The 23,069-nt window shown below is 60.1% G+C and carries 33 protein-coding genes; 7 read left to right on the top strand and 26 right to left on the bottom strand.

What is annotated here, in order from left to right:
• Positions 1 to 95: 95 nt before the first annotated feature.
• The 24 genes from QMX86_RS09990 to QMX86_RS09875 all read right to left on the bottom strand — a co-directional run bounded on the left by QMX86_RS09990 (position 96) and on the right by QMX86_RS09875 (position 17,584).
• Positions 96 to 1,067, bottom strand: a complete 972-nt coding sequence (locus tag QMX86_RS09990; RefSeq protein WP_282383294.1) for a hypothetical protein — start codon at positions 1,065 to 1,067, stop codon at positions 96 to 98.
• Positions 1,040 to 1,744 carry a hypothetical protein gene (locus tag QMX86_RS09985; RefSeq protein WP_282383293.1) on the bottom strand — a complete coding sequence of 235 codons (705 nt, stop codon included), beginning with the start codon at positions 1,742 to 1,744 and terminating at the stop codon, positions 1,040 to 1,042. The genes QMX86_RS09990 and QMX86_RS09985 overlap by 28 nt, the downstream gene beginning before the upstream one ends.
• A complete protein-coding gene (locus tag QMX86_RS09980) occupies positions 1,741 to 2,295 on the bottom strand; it encodes a DNA-binding protein (protein ID WP_282383291.1) in 555 nt (184 codons plus the stop codon). The genes QMX86_RS09985 and QMX86_RS09980 overlap by 4 nt, the downstream gene beginning before the upstream one ends.
• A complete protein-coding gene (locus QMX86_RS09975) occupies positions 2,292 to 3,215 on the bottom strand; it encodes a hypothetical protein (RefSeq protein ID WP_252887157.1) in 924 nt (307 codons plus the stop codon). Before QMX86_RS09975 ends, QMX86_RS09980 begins: the two co-directional genes overlap by 4 nt.
• Positions 3,212 to 3,919, bottom strand: a complete 708-nt coding sequence (locus tag QMX86_RS09970; RefSeq protein ID WP_282383281.1) for a hypothetical protein — start codon at positions 3,917 to 3,919, stop codon at positions 3,212 to 3,214. The genes QMX86_RS09975 and QMX86_RS09970 overlap by 4 nt, the downstream gene beginning before the upstream one ends.
• A gap of 8 nt (positions 3,920 to 3,927) precedes the next feature.
• Positions 3,928 to 5,595: a phage tail protein gene (locus QMX86_RS09965; protein ID WP_130929224.1), complete on the bottom strand. Its 1,668-nt coding sequence runs from the start codon at positions 5,593 to 5,595 to the stop codon at positions 3,928 to 3,930.
• 9 nt (positions 5,596 to 5,604) lie between these two features.
• Complete coding sequence (locus QMX86_RS09960; RefSeq protein WP_282383276.1) at positions 5,605 to 6,129, bottom strand: phage tail protein; 525 nt, start codon at positions 6,127 to 6,129, stop codon at positions 5,605 to 5,607.
• Positions 6,126 to 7,301 (bottom strand): baseplate J/gp47 family protein, encoded by a 1,176-nt coding sequence (locus QMX86_RS09955; protein ID WP_282383273.1) that lies wholly within the window; start codon positions 7,299 to 7,301, stop codon positions 6,126 to 6,128. Before QMX86_RS09955 ends, QMX86_RS09960 begins: the two co-directional genes overlap by 4 nt.
• Complete coding sequence (locus QMX86_RS09950; RefSeq protein ID WP_282383271.1) at positions 7,298 to 7,615, bottom strand: DUF2590 family protein; 318 nt, start codon at positions 7,613 to 7,615, stop codon at positions 7,298 to 7,300. Before QMX86_RS09950 ends, QMX86_RS09955 begins: the two co-directional genes overlap by 4 nt.
• A complete protein-coding gene (locus QMX86_RS09945) occupies positions 7,612 to 9,597 on the bottom strand; it encodes a phage tail tape measure protein (protein ID WP_282383268.1) in 1,986 nt (661 codons plus the stop codon). The genes QMX86_RS09950 and QMX86_RS09945 overlap by 4 nt, the downstream gene beginning before the upstream one ends.
• Before the next feature lie 5 nt (positions 9,598 to 9,602).
• A complete protein-coding gene (locus QMX86_RS09940; protein ID WP_191637013.1) occupies positions 9,603 to 9,743 on the bottom strand; it encodes a hypothetical protein in 141 nt (46 codons plus the stop codon).
• 23 nt (positions 9,744 to 9,766) lie between these two features.
• Complete coding sequence (locus QMX86_RS09935; protein ID WP_263469644.1) at positions 9,767 to 10,054, bottom strand: putative phage tail assembly chaperone; 288 nt, start codon at positions 10,052 to 10,054, stop codon at positions 9,767 to 9,769.
• Positions 10,051 to 10,575 carry a lysis system i-spanin subunit Rz gene (locus QMX86_RS09930; RefSeq protein WP_282383256.1) on the bottom strand — a complete coding sequence of 175 codons (525 nt, stop codon included), beginning with the start codon at positions 10,573 to 10,575 and terminating at the stop codon, positions 10,051 to 10,053. Before QMX86_RS09930 ends, QMX86_RS09935 begins: the two co-directional genes overlap by 4 nt.
• Entirely contained in the window at positions 10,572 to 11,099 is a 528-nt protein-coding gene (locus QMX86_RS09925) for a lysozyme (protein WP_282383255.1), read from the bottom strand. The genes QMX86_RS09930 and QMX86_RS09925 overlap by 4 nt, the downstream gene beginning before the upstream one ends.
• Entirely contained in the window at positions 11,096 to 11,392 is a 297-nt protein-coding gene (locus QMX86_RS09920; protein ID WP_110645164.1) for a hypothetical protein, read from the bottom strand. Before QMX86_RS09920 ends, QMX86_RS09925 begins: the two co-directional genes overlap by 4 nt.
• On the bottom strand, positions 11,389 to 11,601 hold the full coding sequence (locus QMX86_RS09915) for a TraR/DksA family transcriptional regulator (RefSeq protein WP_130929232.1): 213 nt from the start codon (positions 11,599 to 11,601) through the stop codon (positions 11,389 to 11,391). Before QMX86_RS09915 ends, QMX86_RS09920 begins: the two co-directional genes overlap by 4 nt.
• Positions 11,601 to 12,053 carry a phage protein gene (locus QMX86_RS09910; protein ID WP_280074517.1) on the bottom strand — a complete coding sequence of 151 codons (453 nt, stop codon included), beginning with the start codon at positions 12,051 to 12,053 and terminating at the stop codon, positions 11,601 to 11,603. Before QMX86_RS09910 ends, QMX86_RS09915 begins: the two co-directional genes overlap by 1 nt.
• Positions 12,054 to 12,059: 6 nt before the next feature.
• Positions 12,060 to 13,175 (bottom strand): DUF2586 domain-containing protein, encoded by a 1,116-nt coding sequence (locus tag QMX86_RS09905; RefSeq protein WP_273527231.1) that lies wholly within the window; start codon positions 13,173 to 13,175, stop codon positions 12,060 to 12,062.
• 11 nt (positions 13,176 to 13,186) lie between these two features.
• A complete protein-coding gene (locus QMX86_RS09900; RefSeq protein ID WP_252885623.1) occupies positions 13,187 to 13,870 on the bottom strand; it encodes a phage virion morphogenesis protein in 684 nt (227 codons plus the stop codon).
• Positions 13,857 to 14,309 (bottom strand): phage tail protein, encoded by a 453-nt coding sequence (locus tag QMX86_RS09895; RefSeq protein WP_282383252.1) that lies wholly within the window; start codon positions 14,307 to 14,309, stop codon positions 13,857 to 13,859. The genes QMX86_RS09900 and QMX86_RS09895 overlap by 14 nt, the downstream gene beginning before the upstream one ends.
• Positions 14,306 to 14,821: a head completion/stabilization protein gene (locus QMX86_RS09890; protein ID WP_252885621.1), complete on the bottom strand. Its 516-nt coding sequence runs from the start codon at positions 14,819 to 14,821 to the stop codon at positions 14,306 to 14,308. The genes QMX86_RS09895 and QMX86_RS09890 overlap by 4 nt, the downstream gene beginning before the upstream one ends.
• 98 nt (positions 14,822 to 14,919) lie before the next feature.
• On the bottom strand, positions 14,920 to 15,642 hold the full coding sequence (gene gpM, locus QMX86_RS09885) for a phage terminase small subunit (RefSeq protein WP_282383250.1): 723 nt from the start codon (positions 15,640 to 15,642) through the stop codon (positions 14,920 to 14,922).
• A complete protein-coding gene (locus QMX86_RS09880; protein ID WP_110645156.1) occupies positions 15,639 to 16,658 on the bottom strand; it encodes a phage major capsid protein, P2 family in 1,020 nt (339 codons plus the stop codon). Before QMX86_RS09880 ends, gpM begins: the two co-directional genes overlap by 4 nt.
• Positions 16,659 to 16,660: 2 nt before the next feature.
• Positions 16,661 to 17,584 carry a GPO family capsid scaffolding protein gene (locus QMX86_RS09875; protein WP_282383247.1) on the bottom strand — a complete coding sequence of 308 codons (924 nt, stop codon included), beginning with the start codon at positions 17,582 to 17,584 and terminating at the stop codon, positions 16,661 to 16,663.
• Between the two features lie 162 nt (positions 17,585 to 17,746).
• On the opposite strand from QMX86_RS09875, the gene QMX86_RS09870 reads away from it, so the two are divergent.
• The 3 genes from QMX86_RS09870 to QMX86_RS09860 all read left to right on the top strand — a co-directional run bounded on the left by QMX86_RS09870 (position 17,747) and on the right by QMX86_RS09860 (position 20,903).
• On the top strand, positions 17,747 to 19,789 hold the full coding sequence (locus tag QMX86_RS09870) for a terminase family protein (protein ID WP_282383245.1): 2,043 nt from the start codon (positions 17,747 to 17,749) through the stop codon (positions 19,787 to 19,789).
• The gene (locus QMX86_RS09865) at positions 19,716 to 20,570 is read left to right on the top strand and encodes a phage portal protein (protein WP_282383244.1); all 855 of its coding nucleotides are present in this window, start codon (positions 19,716 to 19,718) and stop codon (positions 20,568 to 20,570) included. Before QMX86_RS09870 ends, QMX86_RS09865 begins: the two co-directional genes overlap by 74 nt.
• A gap of 75 nt (positions 20,571 to 20,645) precedes the next feature.
• Entirely contained in the window at positions 20,646 to 20,903 is a 258-nt protein-coding gene (locus QMX86_RS09860) for an ogr/Delta-like zinc finger family protein (RefSeq protein WP_064392752.1), read from the top strand.
• A gap of 55 nt (positions 20,904 to 20,958) precedes the next feature.
• Here the strand turns inward: QMX86_RS09860 and QMX86_RS09855 are convergent, their stop codons facing one another.
• Positions 20,959 to 21,144, bottom strand: coding sequence for a hypothetical protein (locus QMX86_RS09855; RefSeq protein WP_130929242.1), 186 nt, complete (start codon positions 21,142 to 21,144; stop codon positions 20,959 to 20,961).
• Positions 21,145 to 21,246: 102 nt separating this feature from the next.
• On the bottom strand, positions 21,247 to 21,603 hold the full coding sequence (locus QMX86_RS09850) for a helix-turn-helix transcriptional regulator (RefSeq protein ID WP_258378277.1): 357 nt from the start codon (positions 21,601 to 21,603) through the stop codon (positions 21,247 to 21,249).
• A gap of 78 nt (positions 21,604 to 21,681) precedes the next feature.
• On the opposite strand from QMX86_RS09850, the gene QMX86_RS09845 reads away from it, so the two are divergent.
• From QMX86_RS09845 to QMX86_RS09830, 4 genes are all read left to right on the top strand, one after another.
• Positions 21,682 to 21,894 carry a DNA-binding protein gene (locus QMX86_RS09845; protein ID WP_282383230.1) on the top strand — a complete coding sequence of 71 codons (213 nt, stop codon included), beginning with the start codon at positions 21,682 to 21,684 and terminating at the stop codon, positions 21,892 to 21,894.
• Positions 21,895 to 21,923: 29 nt separating this feature from the next.
• Positions 21,924 to 22,397 carry a YmfL family putative regulatory protein gene (locus QMX86_RS09840; protein WP_282383227.1) on the top strand — a complete coding sequence of 158 codons (474 nt, stop codon included), beginning with the start codon at positions 21,924 to 21,926 and terminating at the stop codon, positions 22,395 to 22,397.
• A complete protein-coding gene (locus QMX86_RS09835; protein ID WP_243241672.1) occupies positions 22,394 to 22,759 on the top strand; it encodes a hypothetical protein in 366 nt (121 codons plus the stop codon). The genes QMX86_RS09840 and QMX86_RS09835 overlap by 4 nt, the downstream gene beginning before the upstream one ends.
• Positions 22,760 to 22,834: 75 nt before the next feature.
• Positions 22,835 to 23,068: a hypothetical protein gene (locus tag QMX86_RS09830; RefSeq protein ID WP_064392761.1), complete on the top strand. Its 234-nt coding sequence runs from the start codon at positions 22,835 to 22,837 to the stop codon at positions 23,066 to 23,068.
• Position 23,069: the final 1 nt, after the last annotated feature.

Raw genomic sequence — 23,069 nt, 5'->3', positions numbered from 1 at the left:
TGACCCAAAACAAAAAGAACGCGAAAGCGACAGTTTTCTTTGGACCTTTACAGCCCCCTATACTGAAAGCAACTAAACTCGACCAGCCAAGGTAATCAAGACGTAACACTTTTCAACATTGTCCCTAGCTTCGAGATTTGCACAGCTTGTTCCGTAAAAAGAGATGCATTAACAGGAACTGGGCTTGCCCCATGCGTATGGATCGCGAGTGCTGAGTTCATTAACTGTAAAAGATCGAGCGTGTCACATACGATCTTGAAAAGGTTCACAGTTTCAGAACCAATCCAGTTTTTCGGCGCCTGCATCCGCTGACTCATTCCAGCTACGCTCTTTCGCAGTCCTTCAATCCGTTCCTGCATATCGCCACCCACCGTGGCGTTGTACTTCTGACCCACCACCACGTTCAGATCCCGCCCGGTCGCTTGGTGCAGATCGTCCACCGCCGCCAGGCTTGCGGATCCTCCTGACATCAGCTTGAGCGCGCCAAGCGCTTCGATCTTTTTCACACCACCCACGGCCTCGGTCGAATGGTCATCGACCGTCTGCGTGTGGCTCTGGAACTGCTCGCGGTTATCCAGGGCTTCCACTTCGCGCTCAATCGCCTGATCACGGATCTTTCCGTCGGTCTGGCGCAACCAGTTGCCGTCGGCGTCGACGCGCTGCTGGGCAGCGGCGCTGTGCTGCCAAACCTGATCGCCTTTAGGCACCTTCGGCATGCTCAGGCCGTGCGGCAAGATCGATTGGATATACGGCTTGTTCGGCAGGCCGTAGGCGAAGCACACCACCACCCGCGTGCCTTCCTCCGGAAAGGCATAAATGCCCATTTCCTCCCCACCGGTGGGCAGCGGTAACGGAACACCAGAGAGCGGCGGCATGGCTGGGTCTGGTTCATCGTCAGGGCCAAGCAACTCGATGTCGACGGCGTAGCGCGGACGGAAGTCGTCGCACAGTCCGGCGTCCGCCGGCGCGTCGGCCACGGCGGTAACCCGGGCAAAACGCGGCAGGTGGTAACCACCGGTGAGTTCGGGGAATTGGCGCTCTACAGCGCGGCGGATTGCGTCGTCCATCGGATGGCCATCTGGTCATTGGCGAGCGCCACCGTGGTGATACGCTCGCCGTTGTTGATCGTTGCACCTGGTCGCACGCCGGGAAGGGCCGCGACCATTGCGCTCTGGTTACCTTGGTAGCCGTCGAACAGCTCCGTGGGGATTTGCAGCGGCGCACGGGCGCCGAAAAAACTGTCGGCCCAACTGCCGGCGAACACCTCACCGTTGCCCAACTGGTGCCAGGTGAAGTCGGGAATGCTGAAGACTCGGGCCAAGCTGTCCATCGCCTGGTAGCCAGCGGCGAGGCTGTAAAAAAACGGCGCCTTCACGCTGGCATATGGTCGATCGGGAACACGAAAGCGCAGCCCGGTCTGTTCGCTGACCTGCGCCAGCACGGCGCGCATGTCCACATGACGCAGGTTCAACGGCAACGGGTTAGCCAGCACGGCGGCCAGCTCACGGCAGAACAGCACCTGTTCGACCGTGTTGGCGGCCGTGCAGCGCTCGACGTAGCCGATGAAGTGCCGTTGCAGCGTGCCCTCGTTGTAGCCTATGTCCAGCGTCACCAACCCTTTCAGCGGCATAGGAGATTGGACTGTGAAGTTCGCCCGGCCGGGGCTGCTGGCGTCTAACCGCACGTCCTCCTTGACCAGTGCGATCGGCGCGCCATTGATCGAAAGTATCTTGTGCAGTTTCACGCCGGCTCACTCCCGCCAAGCCACTTGTCCACACGCCCGAGCACTTTTTCGAAGCCGCTCAGCGAGGGATCGTTGCCGGTTGATTCTCCGTTGCCGGCACCGGCGTCACCGACTGAGCTGCCGGGAGCGCCTTGCGCGGTGACCTTGTTGCCGGCGCGCCGGCCTTCGACTTTCTCCGGGTTCGATTCACGCTCGCTCAGGGTGAATTGCACCAGCCATGCTTTCAGCGTGTCCGCCTCCCGAGCGCTGACACCGTCGGAGAACTCCACTTGGCGCACACCGAAGGCCTCGGCCGTATCGTTCACAATCCGGTACAGATGGAGCTGACCACCGCCGGCGGTGGATTCAGCCAAACGCAGCAGTTCCGTCAGCTGGGTTTTATCCGCGAAGGGAATCATCAGCGAAACAGCCAGCGTTTTGGGCTTGAACCCTTTGTGAGCCTTGTCGGTGTTGCTCGTCTGTCCGGACATATCGCCGCTTTCAATGCGCAGATTGGCCGTGACCTTGAGGTTCTTGCCTTGGACTTTTTGCCCGTCGAGTAGCAGCGTCATAGGCCGACCAGCTCCTGCACGAAGCTCAGCCCTTCTTTGCTACCCACCAACAGCAAGCCCGCGCATTGAATCCATTCGTGGCCAGGCGCATCGCCGGCCAGCAGTTCGCGGCGCAATTCGCCAGCGGTGCCTGGGCCGATCATTCGCGCGCGCATGCTGACGTCTGGGTTGCCACCGATCAGCAAGTCTTTCAGGTCAGCCAGTTGCTTGTCCCGTCCCTGTTGCTGAGCGCTCTTGCGTGCCGCCAGCGTTGCCAGATCGGCCAACGGCGAGCTGTCGGCCGCGTAGCCTTCCAGCATCGCCAACTGCCCCGCCATGGACTGCTTGGCAGCTTTCACCACCGTGCAACGTTCAAGCGGCAAACCCTGCCAGCGCGGAAGCGTGCCGGCGCCGGGGATCTCCCACTTTTCGATTTCCAGTTTCACCAGGTGTTGCGCACGGCGCTCGGTTCGCACCAGGTCAGGGATCGGCAGCAAAGCATTGAACCGCGCCAAGCTGCTGGCCAGCTGCTCAAGGCGTGTCGCCAAAAACAGGATCGATAGTGCGTACTGCGGCCCACTCGGGCGCCCGCTGTCGCTGGCGTCCTCAAGTTTTTTGGCGAGATGTTCCAGCGCATTCGGCGCTGACAGAAATCGCTGATACCCCGCGCCCTGCCCCACACCGTTTTGAAACGGCGTTACCACCAGGCACGCAGGCACTTGGTCCATTTGCTCGGCCAGCGCCTTGCGTCCGGCCGCGATCGCGCTTTTGGCCATATCACCTACTGGCCCCGGGTTGGTGTTGGCCAGCCCGCTCAGACTCGCCAGGCGCTCGGCGGTGCTGGCCAGTTCGCCGCCGGCCAGATCCTTGGCTGCTGACAGCCCGCCCAGCCACTGAGTGGCCTGCTCTGGCCAGCGCATGGTCACCGGTGCCCAGGTCATGCCGGCGCAGTCCAGCGGATGGCTTTCATCGCTTTCAGGTTTTTGTCTTTTTGCGCCTTTTCCACAGCCAGGCGTAACGCCTCGGCATGCTGCTGCGCGGCTCGTCGGAACCGAACCAGATCAAGGCTGACTTGCTGCAACTGGGCGATGGTGTGCGGCCGGAAGGCCAGCACCTGGTCGATGTCATAGCAGGGGTAGACGTCGTCGAGCCCCAACAGCACCTGGCCGTTGAGATTCACCTGGTCATCGATGGCGCTGCTGTAGCGGTATGGCTCGCCCAATGCCTGGGAAGTAAAACCGCCAGCGATGTAGCCAGCGCAGCCCGTCGCGATCGCTTGCAGCTTCTCGTCACGCAGGGTCGCCAGAACCGCTTCGATATCGTCTACCCAGCCGCCATTTTTCCAGACCTGATTCGGTCCGTGCTTTTTCATGGTGTAACCCGTTGGCACGGCTTCGAAGCCTTCCAACGTTCGCGCCTCACCGGTAACGATGCTGTACACCACGACGCCGCCGAAGTAATCCACCAACTGCCAGGCCTTGCCGTTCCACCACGCAGCTTTTTGCTCCGGTACTGCAGGCGGCGTCACTTCGACGCAACCACCAGGAACCAGATATACGCCCGGCTCCAGCGGCGATTCATCGGCCGTTACGGCTCCAATGAAAATGCCAAGGTGGTCAGTTTGGTACACAATTTTTTCAGTCATGCTCGACCTCAGTACTTGATGCAGAAAAGGAGAGACAGGTTTCGTGGACGTGTCTCGGCGCCGCCGGCTGCGGCAACAGTGATGGCGTGGCTGTGACTCCCCGCCCCGCCTACCCCCACGTTGTGGCCGTGGGCGCCGGCAGCGCCCATACCAATGTTGTGGGCGTGAGCACCCGCCCAGTCGGTCGGTGCCGTGGTGCCGTTCTGCAGGTTTGCTGTCGTGAAGTTAGGACTACCGCCACCGACATTGTTGTTTTGCGCGCGGGGGGCGGTGTGTTGGTGATTGCCCTGCACATCGGTCCAGGCGGAGTGAATGTGTTCGCCTTGCGCATCCGTCCATGCGGAGTGGGCGTGGTCGCCAACGGCACCCGCTGACGCACCGTGGTTGTGAGATTGAATCAACATGTCCTGATAAGAGCCGAAGGCTCGTCCTGCATCGAGACCGCGACCGTCGTCCCAACCTCTTGGGAACAAGCCGCGCATGTCGGGCAGATTGAAAGTCGTTGATCCATCGCCAGCGCCGTAGTGCGCGCCGAGCAATGCAAACAGTCGCGCATAGGTTGTGCGTGATACCGCCGCACCGTTGCACTTCAGCCATCCTTCGGGCGCCCAAGAGATGGCGAAACCCGCCACCATGCCGGTCATTGAATCCCCGACTTGTTTCTGCAGTTTGTTCAGCGCGGCCGTAGACGCCAAGATCTCGCTGCTGTTGGTGGCCGGGTCGTCGCTGATTGCGTTGGGCAGGTTGCCGAGTCCGACGTCTGCCTTGGTCGTGGCCCGGGCGCGCAGTAACGGATAGTCGCCGGTACGAGAAGCGAGATATTTGATCAACGCACCGCCGACGGGCTCGGCATCGCGCAAGTCCACGATGTTGGTTGGCGATACGAAATCGGCGATTGGTACACAGTAATGGCGCACACCAGCGGCGTCGGTATAGTCGGTTTGTTCACCAAACACCACTTTCCACACAGCCACCCGGTCGTTCAACTGGCGCTCCAGGCAAACGTCTAAACAGATCTTGCCTACTGGGATAACTTCTTGGACGGCCTCTGCCTTCGCGATCGCCACGCGAATGCCCTCGACGTAGGCCGTGCCACCGTTGATCTGGTAACCGGTCTCCGCTTTTTCGAACATCAACGAGTCACTGAAAAAGAACGCTCGTCCGTAGAGATTGCGATTGCTCAGCCGCTCGCGCTCGTCGATGCCGGCAAGGCGTACCGTGAAATCATGCTGCCAAGTGCTGGCATCGATCTTCACACCGGTGAGCTGCATCGCACCGTCAAAGGCCACCAGAAAGTTGCGAGTGACGTTGTTGCCGATCTGCTCCGGCGGAATGTTTCTACGCTTTTGCTGCAGGGGCACCGAAGACGCGGCGAACAAGATGCCATCGGCATCTTCGAGGCCGACCCAGTTGAAATCCCAGTCACCAATATCCGATCCCAACTGGGCGCTGTACACCACCTGGTTCGGATTCACGTAGCCGGCATTTTTTTCCGGGATCGTATAGACGTGGACGATCTGTTCAGCGGGTGGCTTGCCGGCAGCGCGATCGAGCGGCTTGGTCGGGTCAAGCCCCGGCACGTTGGCAAAGATGAACTGGGTAACAATCAGCGGCTGTTGCAGGCTTTGTTTCAGGGCGATTTGGCTTTCGCCGGCCAAGGTAATACTGGCGCTCACGGTGCGCTCCTACAGGCTGGCGACCAGCGTTTGCTGGTCGTCGTTGAAGTCGATCAGGGCGATTTGTAGCCCTACGGGGGTGATGGTGACGAAGTCATAGCGCCGACAAGTTCGGCCGTATTGCTGGATCAATACACGCAGCAGCTCGGGGTTCAGAGACAGCTGAGCGTTGCTGAATTTGAGCAGCACGACGTCCCAATCCCGATCGGGCTGACGCTCCTCGATCTCGACGTAACCCACACCGAGGCGTAGAAAAATGCGTTTCAAGCCGGCGGTGCTGCCGGCGTAGACCGAGTTGATAAACGCGTATTTCACGCGCAGCCGAAACAGGGATTCGGGTTCGCCTTTGAACCGCGTCACGTCTCGCTGCCAGGCCCACAATTCAAGAATATTCAGGTGGCAGGTATCGGGATCGATCTGCGAATAAGGCCAGCGCAGCCAGCCGGTCGCGGTTTCCCACCATGCCTGGGCAGCGGCCACCAACTTCGACAGCTCGGTACCACCGAGCCAGAACGGCAGTTTCAGTTTGTTCATTGCACGTTCACCTTGAGCGAGGCCAGCCGAGGAATGTCCAATCCGCTGGTGATGTCGACGCCGGGGGTGAACCGCAGTGATGCGATATCGGCGAACTGCTGGTGCAATTCTTCCGCGAGTCGACTGAAGCTGAAACGCGACTGTGGATAAGTCAGTGTGGGTTGATAGTCGCGGGGCGTGCTTTCTCGAAACGCTGCACGAATGAACAGCTCGACCTCAGCTTTGAGCGTGTCGACCTGCTCGGCGCTCAGGTTGGGCTGCGGCCAAAGCGTCATTTCCACGTCCACAGGGACTTCGGGCATGACCATGGCGAGCAGGTCATCGCCGTGGCCGTGATTGCCCTGGTCGCGGATATGCGAATTGATCTGCTCCAGGTAAGTCGCCGCCGGCACACCCGCATCGAAAAGCACGAAGGCATTGGCACTGCCTGGCCCACGCGGGGCGCCGTGCTCGAAATAGACGCCATCCGGACGCACGCCCGGGAAGGCTGAAATCATGGCGCGATACACGGCGTCGGTGTGCCATTGGTTTACCGCCGAGAACTGGTTGCGCACGCGCAAGCGCAGCTGGTCGTTCGGCTCCGGATCCGCACCTGGTGACTCCAGCCAACCGTCCTTGTTCACGACCTGGATGATGCCCGGTACCGGCACCGGCAAGATCGCGTAGTAGCCCGGGGCAAGGTTGAAACCACTGCCGGAATCGACCGCCTCCACCGGTACGTCCAGTTGCAGCTGACCCGCAACGAATGTCGCCGGCGCCGTGGTAATCAACTGGTAGACGTTGCCGTTGATCGCGGCAGACTGGACCACAATGCCTTTTTCCAGCTCCAGGACACCGTCCGGTAAAGCCCGGGTAAACAACAATTTCCCCCGTGCCTTGGTAGCGCCTTTGCGCTCGACGTTGACCGCCCACGCGAGCGTGTCCAGCCAAGCGTCTACCGCTGTTTTAACGAAGAAATTGGGCAGCACCGTCAGGCACATAAAATCCAACAGCCACAGCACCGGCTTGGTCACCAGTGCGGTTATCACTCGCCAGAAGGGCGAATAGCTGCTGGTGTTGGCCACTTTGGCGCCCTGGGCTTCCACTTCTTTTTCCCACGCGGCCTTGAGGCCGGCCTCGGTGGTCGGGATGCCGGCGTCGGCGATCACTTTTTTAAAGTCGACCTGGCTCACAGACTTACCTCAATCGAACCAAATTTCAGAGTTTTCGCAGTGACCAGGTAGACGCCTGGTTCCTGCTGGGTGATGCGCGCCGTACCCGGCACCAGGCGCTGGTCATCCTCCACCAACAGCTCCAGCTGCTGGACGCAGTCGCGCTGACGGAGCCGATCGCGTTCTGCGACCAACGTCACCAGCAGCCCGCTGTCGCGGATCATGTGAGCGATGTCCTGGGCGATACAGGCTCGGTCATCGATCAGCAGCGGCTGGCGGGACGGATCCAGTGCCAGGTCGTTATTGACGATCAACAGGTCTACGTACTCGCTCATCCGCCCACCGCCATAGCGACCATGTTTTCCACTTCCAGCGGATTCATCGGTTTGCTGGTGTGAATGTTCACGTTCTCCACATGCGTGCCCTTGTTTTGGCTGCTGTTTGTGTTCTGGATGCTGGTCAACAGGCCACCGGGCGGCACCGCTGCAGGGCGCGCCGGTGAAAGGCTGGGAATGGCCGCGTTGATGGTCTGCTGGGCTTTCTGCGCGGCGTTGGCGGTGTCGGCGGCATTGGTGGCAGCGTCAACACCAGGCACCTCTGGCATGCCGCCGAAACGCGCTTCGATGTTCACGCCCGGGATGCTGTTGAGCAGCTCGATCACGCCGTTAACGGCCTTGGTGAAAATGCCGACGATGCTGTCCCATGCCGCCTTGGCCATGCCTGACCAACCGCCCATAGAGTTGAACCAGTCGGCCAGTTTCTGGAGCTTGTCGGCGACGAACTGGAACGCGGCCGTATTCATCAGAGCGGTCGTCCATTCGTCCCAGTAGTGGACGGCCGCAACAATGACCGCCACCAAGGCGAGAACACCGACCACGATCCATACCATCGGGTTGGCCAGCAGCGCCGCGTTGACCAGCCAGATCGCGCCCTGCCACAGCAACATGGCGCCGCGCACCACCGCTAGGCCCGCGCTGAGGGTGTAGATCACGGCCATGTAAGCCAGGATCGCGAGTTTCTGCAGCACGAAGCCGGCAACGGTACGCAGGTTTAACAACTGGACGACTTTCCACACCGACACCAGACCCAGCCAGATCATCCGCGAAATCCCAACGACCAACGTCAGCAACGACATGGCGCCAACGATGCCCATGATCGTCAGTGCGGTGAGGCCGATCACGCGGGTGATGTTGGGAAACAGCTGCGACCAGCGGACCAGGGTTTTGCCGATATCCACCATCTTGTTCATGAACGGCGTCAGCACCGGGATCAACACCTGGCCAAACACCACACGCATGACCTCGACCAGGGAGGCCCACTGCTGCCAAGGGTCCACCATAGCCCGGGCCATCTGCTCGGCATTCTCCAACCCGCGCACCTTGCCCAACTGCTCGATGCCGTTACGCAACCGATCGGTGTCCTTGGCCAGCGCGCCGATCACCTGGGCGCCCTCACCGCCGAAAGCCTCCATCAACTCGGCGCCGGCCGATGCGCTGGTCAGATCACCGAACTTGCCCTGCAGCTTGTCCAGGATCGCCATCATCGGCAGCACCTTGCCCTGCTGGTCGGTGAACTTCATCCCAAGTTTGTCCGACGCCGCGCCGATGTTTTCGAAAAACGCCTTGTAGCGTCCGCCGGCGTCGCCGCCTTCCATGGTGCTGCTGAGCGTGCCGATCACTGCCATCTGCTCAGCCAGGTCGACGCCGGATGTGGTGGCGATCGCGCCGGCTTCTTTGAAAGCGTCCTTCATCGCCGCGCCGCTGGTGCGAAACAGCTGCACCGCCAACGCCGTTTGCCCGCCGAGTTTTTCCACCCACGCGCCCTTCCCCATCGCGTCCGCTTGGGACTTCTGCAGGTTGTAGAGCGTGCCGACGTATTCACCCATCGTTTCAGCGTCGGTTTTGGTGGCCTTGGCCAGCAGGTTGCTGGTGTTGGTGAAGATCGCGAGCTGGTTGCCGGCAAGGCCTTTGATGGCGCCTTCAATCAGATACGCCGAGGCCACAAAATCCTTTGCGTTCTCGCCGTAGCTCACCGCGAACTGCAGCGACTTGGCATTAAGCGCTGACAACGCATCCTCGGCGACGCCGAGCGATCGGACGTCGCCCAAGGCGCGATTGACCTCCAGCGCTGGTTCCATGGACTCACGGATCCCGACAACGGCCGCCGTCACGCCGCCGATGCCCATGCCGATCGTCTTGATGTGTTTTTCACTCTGATCGGCAAGCTCGGAGAAGCCCATTTTCACCTTGCCCAGAGGCGCGGTGACCTTGTCTTGCAAGCTCAGAATGAAAGCCAGGCTGGCGCTACGGTCTGCCAAAGTCGTTACCCGTTCAGCGCAAGGGCGATGCCGTTAGCCACGGCGAACTCCATGCGTCTCCAGTGTTCGTCCTCCAGCCACTTGGCCGTCCCCATCGCCTCGGGCGTGGGTTCAGTACCAGGAAGCCAGCGGTTCGTCAGGGCCATTAACTGGCCCAGTCCGTTTTCGCTTAGGCGCTCAGCGTGCTCGAGCGCTTTTTTACGATCACCTCAACGTTGGGCGCGTACTCCTCGAGCAGCGCGCCGGCGATCTGCATCACCATCACCGGGTTGCCCAGCAGCGGTTTCAGCGTGGCCTTTTCCTCTTGCTTAACGGTGGTCATCAGCAGGTTGTTGCCCGGGGCCACCTTGTTGGTTTGGGTCAGGGCATTGAAGTACTTGGTGACGTCCGCCGGCGTGAGGGTGAAGGTGAATTCCGCTTCGCCGACTTCCAGGGTGATTTCGGTGTTTTGGCTCATTGGGGTGCTCTCTTGTTGAGGTTGGGTAAAGTGGTGTCCTGGTGCGCTGGCGATCGCTGGCACACGTCCCGGACGTATTGCTGCAGTCCGAGGATCATTTGCCGGCTTACGGCGAGCTGATCCCGAAGGGTGAAATAATCCGGTCGAGCGTCTGCTGCGAGTTCGGGGCGCTCTGCATCAGCCACGCGGGCGGCGCCGGCGGTGGCGGGCACAGATCCACCGGCGGGACAGGCGGCGCGAACGTGCAACCGGCCAGTGCCATCGTCAACAGCGCCGCGCAGGCGATCGTTCTTGGTGCGCGCATCGGTCAATTCCTGAGTATTTCGTTGGTCGATCGCGTCCCGATCGGCCAACATTTCGCCGCTGATTCGGGCCGCTTCACGCAGGCCGTTCGCTTCCCATTGCGCGCTGTCGCGCTCGCGCCTGGCGTCGTCGCGCTGATCGGTTACCCGATCGAACGCCACCCACACCAGCAGGACCACCAGCAGCAAAGGCGCCAGGCGCAATGGGGAAAGGCTCATCGCAGGCACAGCGCCATTTCAGCCAGCCGGCGGTTGTGCAGGCCTTGAACGAAGCGCTTGCGGCCTTCGGCGTCGGTCACATACGCCCATACCGGTGTCTTGCCGTCCGGTGCCCAGGCCAACGCCCTGCAGCCGTCAGCGATGCGGCCGGCATTGATCAATGCCACCGCCCGACTGGCGCAAGTGCTGGGCACACCAACGTTGTGGCCATGGCTGGTCAGCGCGTCGAAAGTGTTCTGGCCCACATCGGGGTTGGTGATGCAGTCGGCCAGCTGCAGTTGGGTTTTGCGGATCACCAGTTGCTCCACCTCCGCGCAACGTCCTGGTGACCAGTAGTCACCCACCACAACCGGAAACGGGCTGGTGTGCCGGGTGATGCCCTTGCAGACAGTGGGCAGTCCGCTGGCCAACTTGTCCGCATAGACGGTGTTCTGACCACGGCCTTCCCAAGTGCCCAGGAAGATCACCAGCGGAGCGCTGGCCAGCGCGAGCGCGCCAGCTTGAATCCGGCCGCGCAGGCTCATGGAAACCACACCCGCAGCAGTGCCGGCACAACCATTTGCAGCACGGAAGCGACCACCGTGAGGATGGTCAGCAAGCGGCCAACCTTCGCGCCGATGTCGTTCACCGCGACCGTCAGGGTCTGCTGGCCGGCGTTCAGCTCAGACAGCTGCCCCGCCATGTGCTCGAAACCCTGCTCCAACTTGGTGACACGGGTCGGGACGGTTTCATGCCGGTCTTCCAACTCACCCAAGCGGTGTTCGAAGACAGCGAACTTCTGTTCCAGCGCTCCGAGGCGCACGGCGTCAGTGGTCATCGACGATTACTCTGCTCAAAACCCGTTTGGCACGGGACGCACCGCGTTTTTCCGCCCAGCGCCTGGCGCGCCGGCGGGATCTCTTTGTCGCAGTCCTGACAATGGGTCAGGCTTGGCCCGAGCGGCACAGGCTTCAGCAGCTGGGCCTTGATGGCCTGGTCACGCTGGCGCTGTTCCAGTTCCTGGGCGCGATCGAACCAGTCCACCATCAGCGAATACCTTCGATCTCAACGGCAGCGAGGTACGGCACGCCGTTGATGTGGATAAAGTCCGGACTGGTGACGTCGAATGGCACCTTGTGCTTGGTCTTTTCGCCGCCCTTCGGGTCGATCGCCAGGAGACTGGACACCTTCACCTTGCAACCGAAGGCTTCCACGCGCAGTTCCTCATCCCCACCGGCTTTGGCGAAGAACACCGCGTCGAACGGCTTGAGCTCGCGAAAGCTACCGGCCGAGCGCGCTGCATCGATCAGCAGTTGAAAGTTGGTGGTATCCAGCTCCAGTTCGCCGGCAGCGGCCACGTCGCCGTCCACGTAGCCGTCTGGAACACCTCGGGTCTGAGCCACTGCCGAGTTGTCGGTAATGTCCAGGGTGCAGTTCTCAACGTGCAGCGCGATGTCGCCTAGGCTCACGTCAAAGTTCTTGCCGCCAATCTTTGCCATGGGGCGTTACTCCGTTTTGTCGGTGGAAAGATCGAGGGCGATGTTCGCCGTGAGGTCTTTCGGGCAGTTGAGGGGTTTGAGCTTGATGTAGGCCGCGACCTTGGTTTTGCTGAGCCATTCCAGCACTAGGTCGCCGTCCTTCGGCGGCTCGATGTCGCCGGGGAACACTTCGCCAGCAAACTTGATGGACTTGGCCATGGCACGCAGCGGCGCCATCAGTTGGTTGGTATTCACCGCCATGCTGTTGGGCGTGTTGTTCAATCGGCGATCGGCGACGCGACGGATCAGCAGCGGGCGAATCAGGCGAGCGGCCTTGTCGGTGATGCGCAGGTATTCCACGACTTGAAAGTCACTGCCGGGGGTGTCCAGCATGTTGCAGTCACCCCAGTACACGCCTGGGTAATCCGGGTAGGTTTGCGTCACGGACAGCCGCGCGCGGTCCAGCTCAGTGCGCACCGCGGACGGCAGCGGGGTCAGCTCGCTATCGACAGGCACCTCGCCAAGTCCCAGCACGGCACCGGTGGCTACGCGCATCGGGCTATCAGCAATGCTCACCGCCGCATTGGCCAAGCGGCCAGCCAGCACGCCCAAATCGTTGCCATGCAACTGAGGCACTACAGCTACGCGCGGCGCGGCGAGGTTTGCCACCAAGGCCTTTTGCTCAGTGAGGTACTGCGCCCATGTCTGGTCGACGGCGATGCCGACACTGCTCGCCAGAAAGAACACTCGGCGGCCGTAGGTGTTGTTCAGGGCGACGGCTGCGTCATGCATCGCTGACAGCTCGTCAGCCTTCACTACAGGCTTGGTGATGATCACCGCTTCGACGGACACGCCCTGTTGCTGGGTCTTTTCCAGCGTAGTGGCCCAGTCACCTTCGGCGCCGATCGGTGCCGCGATGCAGGCCCAGCGCTGACCACCGTTCTGCCGCGCGGCAGCGATTTGGGTTTTGAGGTCGCTCGCTGGAACGCCCAGCGCGGCGTCCAGGTCGCTATCGGTGTTCAGCGGGATGAACTGGCCGACGTTCTTGGCGGCTGGGCCGATGAAAAGAAAGTAACGCTCAACCTCAGTCACGGCGCCCTGGCCTAGATTGAGATTGTCGACGGTGACTTGACCGAGTGCCATGCAGTGCCTCGTTAGCGGGGTGAATTTAGGATTTGTTGCAACACCTGGTTAATCAGGAGATTGGTTTCGCGTTCGGTTTCGGCGCCGATGAACTGGCGTTTCGGAAGCGTGATTTCCCAGCTCTGCGCGCCGGTGCTTTCGCTGCGCTGGTCGTCGAGGATCCGGATCAGCAAACCGGCTTTGGCGTAGTTCACATGCTCCTGAATCCACGCCACCGACGGCCGGGTCAGTGTCTTTTTGCCCGCTTGGCGCACGCGGAAGCCCAACCGGCGCAGGCGCTTGGCCTGCTTGTCGGTGGCTGCCAAACCCGGTGGGATCTTGTTCCAGCGGCGCATCTGTTGAGCGGTACGGCGTTCGCTGACGCCGTTGTGTTGCTGCGCGGCAACCCATCGGGTCAGGGCGTTTTTCCACCCCAGTTCCGCTTCATCAGGGCTTACCCGGGTGACCACCATCAACTTGGCCAGACCGGCTTCCATCTTCCTTTTGCCCTTGCCGTCGCCTTTGCGTGGGGCGAACGGCGTGCCGTCCAGGTTCTTCTGCTCACGCACGCGCTTGCGGCTCATCGTGCGCACGCGTTTGGTGACCTGGTTCAGCAAGCGGCGGCGCAATTGCGGCGGAAGGCTCAGCAATGCCAACTGCTCGCGAACGCCCAAACGACCGCGAATGTCGAGTTCGAACGTGCTACGGCCGGCCATCGGTGGCCACCTCGCCGCGCTCGGCGACCCAGAGGTCAAACGGGACAAACGCCCACGTTTTGCCAAAGGCCTGGATCTCGCCGGCAACGTCCTCGGCCAGATACTGCGGCTCGACAAACTCCAGCGTGATTTCCACGTCGAACAGGTCGTTGTCGACCGGCTCGACAAGAAATTCCGGCGCCGGCAGCTCGTGACGGTCGCGGTTGGCGTCGTGGTTTTCCAGCCAACTGCCCACCAGAGCCATCAGCCGCGCCGGATGGTCGGCGAAGCGCTCCAAGACGATCACGGCGCGATAGTGCATGTCGCCCAGATGCATCCCGTCGACGTCGGGCTTCCAGATCAGTGCAAGCTTCACCTGCTCGGTGAAACTGTCGAGCTGTTCGGGTTCGACCAGACGGCGTTCCTGCAGGTAGGCGGTCAGCCCCTGGAGCTTGGTCATAGCAGCGCCGCCGTGATGCGGCCACGGCCCTGCAAGGCGCGCACTGCCGCTTGGCTGAATGCCAGGAACGTGCTTTCTCGTTCCGGCGCTTCCTTGCCCGTGTTCTCTGCGCTTTCGCGGCGGGTCACCGTGGCGAACTGTTGTAACGCGCTCGCCTTGGCCCGGCAGTACACGGCGCGACGGTAGATTTTCAGCTTCAACGCGTTATCAGGCAGAAGGTTCTGATCAGTTTGGATGAATGGCCATACCTTGATCTGCTTCGGCGGGAGGTTGAGCGGATCGGGAACCTCGACACTGTTTACGCCAAGGGCTCGCCAGCGTTGTTTCAGCTCTGCCAGATCGGCATTGACCTCGACCATTGCCATGGTCAGGTCAGCGGCCAGCATGTCCACCAGGTACTCCGCCGGCAGGCGGTATCCTTTCTGGAATTCGGCAACAGACAGATCCGGCCAAAAGCCGTCGTTCTCGATCATCTGTTCCACAAACGTGGTGGGTTTACCGGAAAAGCTCATTGCTGACCGCTCAAATAGGGCGGGGAGACTGTTTTCCATGGGGCTGGCCATGAATGGCAGACACACGTCCACAGTTCCCCGCTGGGGGGGGTAGTCGGTTATTGGGCGCCGGTGACGGCGGATGTTTGTTTGGCGATCGCTTTGCGGCACTTCGCAATGCGCGTCTCGTTGCCGGCTTTCGCGTACAGCTCGGTCGAGCGCTCCAGGTGCTGGAGCGCGGTTTCCCACTGCTCGGCCTCCATGGCGCGCATGCCGATCAACTTGTGGTACTTGCTCGGGATTTGCTCGGTCAGCTCCCACTCACCGTCGACGCGGGGCAGCAGGTCAGACAGGTATGGCTCCGGGCTGCGCTGGGCGTTGTATTCCGCGTAAGCCCAATCGATTACCGCGTCGGCAACGAAGGTCTGCACGTCGCGCCGCTTGAACCGCTCGGGCATCTCCTGCCCCTGCCCGATCGCAAAGTCAGCCAGTGCCAGGCCATCTTCGAACTGCTCGGTGTCGAACAGCCAGACCATCACCTGGACCAGGACGCGGTTCGGCATCACCAAGCCCGAGTCCATGTAGCGCTGAATGAAGTCCTGATATTTGGGCAGCAGTTCCTCACGCTTGAGCGCCTGACGCCCGGCAAGACCCTTGATTTCGCTCAGGCGTTGCAGATCCTGATCCAGCGAGGCTTCCATCAGCAGCAGGTGCTTTTTCGCGTTGGCCGGGCTGCTCAAGGCTTCCGCCGGCGAATACGCCAGCGGTGCCGCTGCAGCAGCAACCACTGCAGCGGTTCCCTGAGCCAAAGTGCGGCGCTTGTGTGCGAGAGCCAGGCTCACTTCACCAGCTCCACGTTCTCGGTCAGCGCGATTTTCTCCAGCTGCTCGATCACATAGCCTTCGTTGCGGCTGTTGTAATCCTCGACGCGGGAGCGTTTCGGGTTGTCCACGGTTTGCTTGCGCCAGCTGGAGTCCTGGAAGTAGATCGACAGGTTGTCCCAACTGGTGACCAGCACACCGTTGACCGGAAAGAACGGGACGCTGAAGCTCGGCAGACCGCCATAGGTGGCAATCACCTGGGCATCTTCGATGCGCTCTTTCTCGGTCGGCACGTCGCCTTGCTTGGCGTACAGCTTCGCTTTGTCCGCCGCCAAAAGGTCGGTGCCGATGATGGCGATCAGGTCGCCGCCGTCGCGCAGACGTTCGTCCACCATCTGCTTGGTGTCATGTACCAGGGCGTCCAGGTTGGCGTAATCGCCATCCGGACCCAGTGTCACCTTGCCCGCTTCCTTGCCTTCCTTGAGAACCTGTTGAGGCGCTTGCTCGCGCAGCTGCTGCAGCCAGCCTTTGTTGACGTCCTGCAGCATTGGATAGGCTTCGATGTCGGTCTGCGCAGCCGCTTTCAAACCGTGGAAACCGACCATGATGCGATCCAGGGCGATCTGTTTCTGCACGGCCGCCGAGTAACGCTGGTGGAAGTCCGGAAACTTGGCCCAGGCGTCGATTTTCGCGTACGGCAGGCCCACGTCAGATTCAGTCGACGACAGCTCATAGGTGCTGTTATCCAGCTCCGACGCGTCCTTCGCTTCGCGATCGGTGGTCTTGGTATTGGTGCGACCGGTGACCGGGCCGGACACGCCGATGAACACTTTCTCGCCTTTGATCTCGGTCACTGGAATGACGTTGATGCGTTGCAGGAAATCGGCCTTTGCGGTGATGGCGTCGTTCAGCTCCTGGGCGATCGACGGTTCAACGGAAAACATCTTGCTCGACAGCGGAACACCGTAGGTTTCGGCGATCGCCAGCTGCATTTCGGCGTACATCTTGGCGCCGTAAGCGCTCAGGGAACGGGCCATGATCAGAGCACCCGTACTTTGGATTTATCAGCGGGGCCAGCAGAGCGCGGCAACTGACGGCCGTTGCTGGTGTTTTTCAGTTCAGTGAACTGCTTCTGCAAGCTGGTCAACGCTGCCAGCACAGCTTTGTTTCCGCCGCCGTTGCGCTTGAATTCGCGCTCTTCTTCGGCCGTGGTGACGATCTCGTCCACCGCCTCAGTGACATCATCGATCGGGGCTTGATCGGGTTCTGGTGCGTCTTCTGCAGCAGGCTCGATCACGGCTTGAATGCCGGCGGCGACAACCAGCAGCTGGGCCAGCAGGGCTTTGAGGGCCGTGGCGGTAGCTTCATCCATTGGGGGTTTGCTCTCGTTTGGGGTTTGCGGAGTGGTTTCGGCGGGGCTGTCTTCGATACCGAAACGCTTGAACAGGCGGGTGAACATGGCGGCCAGACGGCCGATCTCGCCCTGCGTCTCGGTGTCGCGCAGTGGGCCGAGTTCCTGGGATGCGGCGTAGTACGCAGCCCGGCTGGTACGGTTGGAGAAGTAGAGTTCCTGAGTGCCGAGGCTGGCCGGCGAATCGGTCACCGCCAGACCGGTCAAATAGGCCTTGCCGCTGCCAGCAAAATTCGGGGTGATTTCAATGCTGGTGAAGAGCTTCTGGCCTTGATCGTTGAGATAAAGCAGGCGATCGTTCGGTTTTAGCTGCGCTTCGAGGGCAATTTGCCCCGGCTCCAGATCGTCGCCCTCTTCCACCAAGCGCACGGCGAATACGGTGCCGTGAGAGCCAGGCCAACGCTCGTGGTCGCACCAGATCACAGCGGTGTATTTGGCCGGCGTGTAGGTCTCGGCGATGTCGCGCAGTTCCTGGGGAAGAATCTCGCGGCCATCGACGGTCGGGCCGCTGGTGGCAACACGTTTCCAGTAGGAGACAAGGGAACGGGGCATGAGTGGTGACTGCGCTCAATCGTTGAATGAGCCGCCACGATAGGGAGCCGTTTACCGTCAAACAAACGGTTGAAATTCAGTGTTCTCCTATTTCCGCCAGATAGGCGAATTGCAGCATTTCACCCCGCGTTTCCGGGATTTTCGCCGCATAGACTGCGGACCATGAACTACCCGACCGAAGTTAAAGAAGCCGCAAAACGCCTCTACCTGCGCCGCTGTTCGGTAAAGGAAATACAGGCGCATTTGAAGCTGCCCAATATCCGCATCGTCTACTACTGGATCCGCCAAGGCGGCTGGGACGACATGCTCACGGATGAAGAACCGTTGAGCGCGGTCAATCGGCGCATCACCCTGATCCTGGAAAAAGTCGATCCGCTGACGAAAGCCGAACTGGACGAGCTGGAGCGACTGACCGGCCTGCTTGAACGCCTGAAAAAGCTGTCCGCGAAACCTTCGCCGGCGCTGCCGTCTGATCGTCCGGACGAGCCCCGCGAACGGCAGCCTGGTCAACGCCGTGAACGGGGCGAAGGCGGCGCCAAGAAGCGCGAAAAGAAGGCCAAGAACGACATCAGCGGCCTGACCGAAGTGGATTTCCTCGATAAATTCATCTCGAAGATGTACGGCTATCAGAAAGAGCTTTTCGAGGCGAAGCAGAACCCACTGACACGCCGTGTCCGGAACATCCTCAAAAGCCGGCAGGTTGGCCTGACCTACTACTTCGCCGGCGAAGCGTTCATGGACGCCGTGCTGAGCGGTGACAACCAGGTCTTTCTGTCTGCCAGCCGATCGCAGTCCGAGATCTTTCGCAGCTACATCATCCAGTTTGCCAAGCAGTGGTTTGATATCGAGCTGACCGGCAACCCGATCACGCTCAGTAACGGCGCCGAACTGCGCTTTCTCAGCACCAACAGCAGCACCGCCCAGGGCTATCACGGCCACGTCTATGTGGACGAATATTTCTGGATTCGAGATTTCGAAAAACTCAGCACCGTCGCCAGCGCCATGGGGACCCACAAGAAATGGCGCAAAACCTATTTCTCGACGCCCAGCGCGGTGTCGCACCAGGCGTATCCGTTCTGGTCGGGCGAGGAATTTCGCAACAGCAAACGCGGCAAGAAGGCCGGCGGTGTGTGGCCCAGCGAAGCGGCCTACACGCAGGGCGCGCTGTGTCCAGACGGCCAGTGGCGCAAGACGATCACCCTGGACGATGCGATCGCCGGCGGCTGCGATCTGTTCGACCTGGAGCAGCTGCAGCTGGAGTACGACGAAGACAAATTTCAGCAGCTGTTCTACTGCAAATTCATCGACAGCACCCAAAGCGCATTTAGCCTCAAGGATCTGGAGCGCTGCTATTCGGATCTGTCGTTGTGGGAGGACTACAACCCAGACCTTGATCGACCGTTTGGCAACAGCCCGGTCTGGCTGGGCTACGACCCGAGCCGCACACGCGACGACGCCACCTGCGTGGTCATCGCACCGCCGCTTGAACCCGGCGCGAAGTTCCGCATTCTGGAGAAGCACAGCTGGCGTGGCCATTCGTTCACCTACCAGGCTTCACAGGTCAAGAAACTGACCGAACGCTTCAACGTCCAGCATATCGGCATCGACGTCACTGGCGTGGGTTACGGCGTGTTCGACCTGGTGCGCGACTTCTACGCCAAGGCAACGCCCATTCACTACAGCCTTGAGGCGAAAAACGCCTTGGTGCTCAAAGCCCAAGACACGATCCAAGGCAGTCGAATCGAGTGGGACGCCGGGTGGACGGACATCGCGCAGGCGTTCTTGACCATCAAGCGCGGCGCCACCAACAGCGGCCAGATCACCTACAGCGCTTCGCGCACCGATGCCACCGGGCACGCCGACATTGCCTGGGCGGTGATGCACGCTCTGGCCAACGAACCTTTGAACACCAACAAGCGGCGTCGCAGCCGCTACGTCACGAGTAATCAGACCAGCCATGGCCAACCGCAAACGCAGCAAGCAACACGTAGCCCAACGACAGCAACAGCCAATGCGCTCGTTTACGTTCGGGGAGCCGGAACAGGTGCTGTCCGGCAACATCGGCGAATACGTGGGCGTGTTCCCCAGCGACGACGGCAAAATCTACAAGCCTCCCGTTTCCCGGGTTGGCTTGGCCAAGCTGTTGCGGGCCAATGCCCACCACGGCGCCATTCCGAAATTCAAGCGCAACCTGCTGCTGCGTGAGTTCATCCCCTCGGCCGGCTGCAGCACCGAAACGATGGGCCGCGCCGGACTCGATTACATGGTGTTTGGCGAAGCGTACTTCTACAACGACACCAACGCATTCGGCCAGGTGCTGGAGCTGCAGCACCTACCCGCCATCAACATGCGGGTAAAGGTCGACGGCGGGTTTGTGATGCTGCTGCCGGACAACAAGGAAATGGAGTTCGAACAGCACGAGATCTCCCACGTTCTGGACTACGACGTGGAACAGAACATTTACGGGATCCCCGACTACTTGGGCGGTCTGCAGGCGCTGCTGCTCAACGAGGCGGCGACCCTGTTCCGTCGCCGGTACTACAGTAACGGCGCGCACGCCGGTTATATCTTCTACACCAACGACCCCGACCTGACGGAAGAGGACGAAGACGAACTGCGCGCACAGATCAGTGCCAGCAAGGGCGTGGGCAACTTCCGCTCGATGTTCGTGAACATCCCTAACGGCAAGGAAAACGCGATTCAGATCATCCCCGTCGGTGACTTTCAGGCGAAAGACGAGCTGGAGAAGGTGAAAAACATCACCCGAAACGACGTCATCGCCGCCTGGCGTATGAACCCGGCACTGGCCGGCATCATTCCGGAAAACACCGGTGGTTTCGGGGACATCGAAAAGATTGATCGCGTGTACACGAGCAACGAGATCCGGCCGATCTGTCAGCTGTTCAACCAATTGAATGACACCCTTCGCGAAGACAGGCGCTTTAGCTGGAAAGCCACGCCAGAAGCAGCGGATATCACTACATGAAGTGCCCGCAGAAAGAAAAGCCACTACAAGCTGTGGCAAAATGGTGGCGATCAGCTGCCCCTGGGGAGGGACATAATGAGAGTTGTATGCAATTGCGGACACAAGGGCCGGATTGCCTCGCGGGAAGAGGTAACCAGAGCCTTTGTAAAACTGTACTGCCAATGCCTGGACGCAAAGTGCGGGCACACATGGGTGGCAAATCTGACGTTTTCACACACGCTCAGCCCGTCATCTCAGACGTTCGAGCGGATGCTGATAGATCGCTTACGCGAGATGCCCAGAGCGAAGCAGCGGGAGCTTTTCGAACAGTTGGGATCGCAGGCGGTGGCGTAGTTACAAATCGCCGACGTACAAGCGCCGGCGATCGGGATCATTCAAAGAATGACGGTCAGCCCTCTGCGCTCTCCTTTGGGTTGATTGCCAGTATCTCGGCCACGCGGCGAACTTGCTGCTGTTCTACGCGGCTCAGCCGGCGATACAGATCGATCAGTCGACGCTCGATGTCCGTGAGTACGGCGATTTCCGACCCGGCTTGTTCGAGGTTGATTTGATCGTTCTTCTTGCGATCCAACATGCTAACTACTCCATAAAGTGCATTGCAGAATGGACTTTATGGGGGGCGCGCCAGTGCATTGGAATAAGAGATACCCCAATGCCTGTACGGGTTTGTTGCGAGTTAAGACCGTTGCCGAGCGACGTCGTCGGCCATGGCCTCAAGGATTCGGCGAATCGCCTTCTGGTCTTCTTCTGGAATGCTGCGGAACTGCTTAATCAAACAGTCTTCAGTCTCGTTCAGAGCACTTTCAGCAAGGTTTGTACGCATACCGGTGAGGATGTAAGGAACGTCAAATCCGAACTGCTGCGCGACCTTGCTGAGGTACGGAGCGGGAGCATCGCTTGTCCCAGCTTCGTAATTCGCTTGGGTTCGCTTCACGACCCCAATTGCCTCGGCAATCTCACCCTGTGTCATGCCGCAGCGCTTCCGCTCTTCCTGCAGGCGAGAACCAATTTCTTCAGAAAGATGCAAAATCATTCATCCCAAATATTTACAAATGCATCAAGATGCATCATTCTGCATTTCACACCACATGAAATTGCATGGATTTGCACTATGCCGAAGATGAGTATCAGCGAGCAAGCCCGCCAGAAAGCGCGGGAAGATTTAGAAAAGCGCGGGCAATCCGCGAAGGACTTTGCACTTCTTCACGATTTGAGTCCCAGCACCGTATACGCGGTGCTGAGTGGCCAAAGCCAGTGTCGCCGTGGGGAGGCACACCGAGCCGCCGTTTTACTAGGCGTTAAGCAAGGTGTGATCGAACAGTAACGGCAGGGGCAAACAGGGAAAAGTAGAAGTTGAAAACTCCAATCCTAGACACACGCAAAGAAGTCATGAGCGAGATCATTCGCAGCTATAACGGCGGCCGCGAAGCTGCAGCAGCACGCTTAGGTCTGAAGCTCAAAAAATTCGACAACCATGCCTACGAAAATGCGGGTTGCAGTCCTCTGAGTGATACCCAAGTTTTCATGCTCGAGCAGGACTGTGGAACGAACCACTTCCCCAACTACATTGCCTCGATGTATGGGGGACTGTTCGTGCCAATGGCTGATCCTGAAACGCTGGACAACGTCGAACTTTACGCACGCTCCGTTCAAGTTTCTGCCAAGCGAGGTTGCGTTGATCAAGCAATCGCCGCCGCTCTTGAAGACGGATCGATTAGTGATGAAGAAGCCGAATTCATCATGGGCGCGCATAACCTCCACGTAGCAGCCCGGCACGCAGAAGTGCTGGCTGCCATCGCTCTCTACCGCGCGGGAAAAGCTCAATGAACAATTTGTCTGCAGTACCGGAATATCAAGATGTTCTGCAGAACGCTGCGCTGTCGTTCCTTGAGCGTCACCACTGCGAACACCTGAGCGACGACCAGCAACTGTTCAGCCGGGCTGTTCAGTTCCTGGTTGCAGACTATGACGTGAAAACGCAGGTCGCCGAAAAGATCGTCCATCTGGCGGGCACCACGATGGTCGCTGTACGCGATCGGCAACGCTTGAACATCCAGAGCAGCACGTCGACGCACACCGTAATCGTTGATCCGGCCACCGGCAGACAGTGGGCCGTACCGGTCAGCGTCATCTATGAGCGAATCATCAACGCGCCAGACATCGGCCGCTTTCGCTTAGCCAACTCGTAACACCTACCCCAAAACCAACGCCTGTCCCGCATCCCGTGGGTTTGGGTGAGCTGCGCCCGAAATCGAGGTTTCAAGATGGGAAACGCCGTAATTCTGACCACCCAGCTGCCACCCGCAGAAGCCGAAGCACTGCTGGCTGCGATGCGCGAGCAGTACCGCTTGAGCCTCAACGACTACTGGTACGCGGATGAATACCGGTACGTCCCGCAAGAAAAACGGCACAGCTCGATTCTCGAAAGAACTCCGGTGATGGCGGCGCAGAAACGCCTGATGGCCGCCCTCTCCCTCAGCCTCAAAGCAGTGAAGTAAC

The sequence above is a fragment of the Pseudomonas sp. PS01270 genome, assembly GCF_029959775.1.
GTDB lineage: Bacteria > Pseudomonadota > Gammaproteobacteria > Pseudomonadales > Pseudomonadaceae > Aquipseudomonas > Aquipseudomonas atacamensis.
The sequence above is the reverse complement of the archived record's forward strand: the minus strand, read 5'-3'. Positions and strand labels throughout refer to the sequence as shown.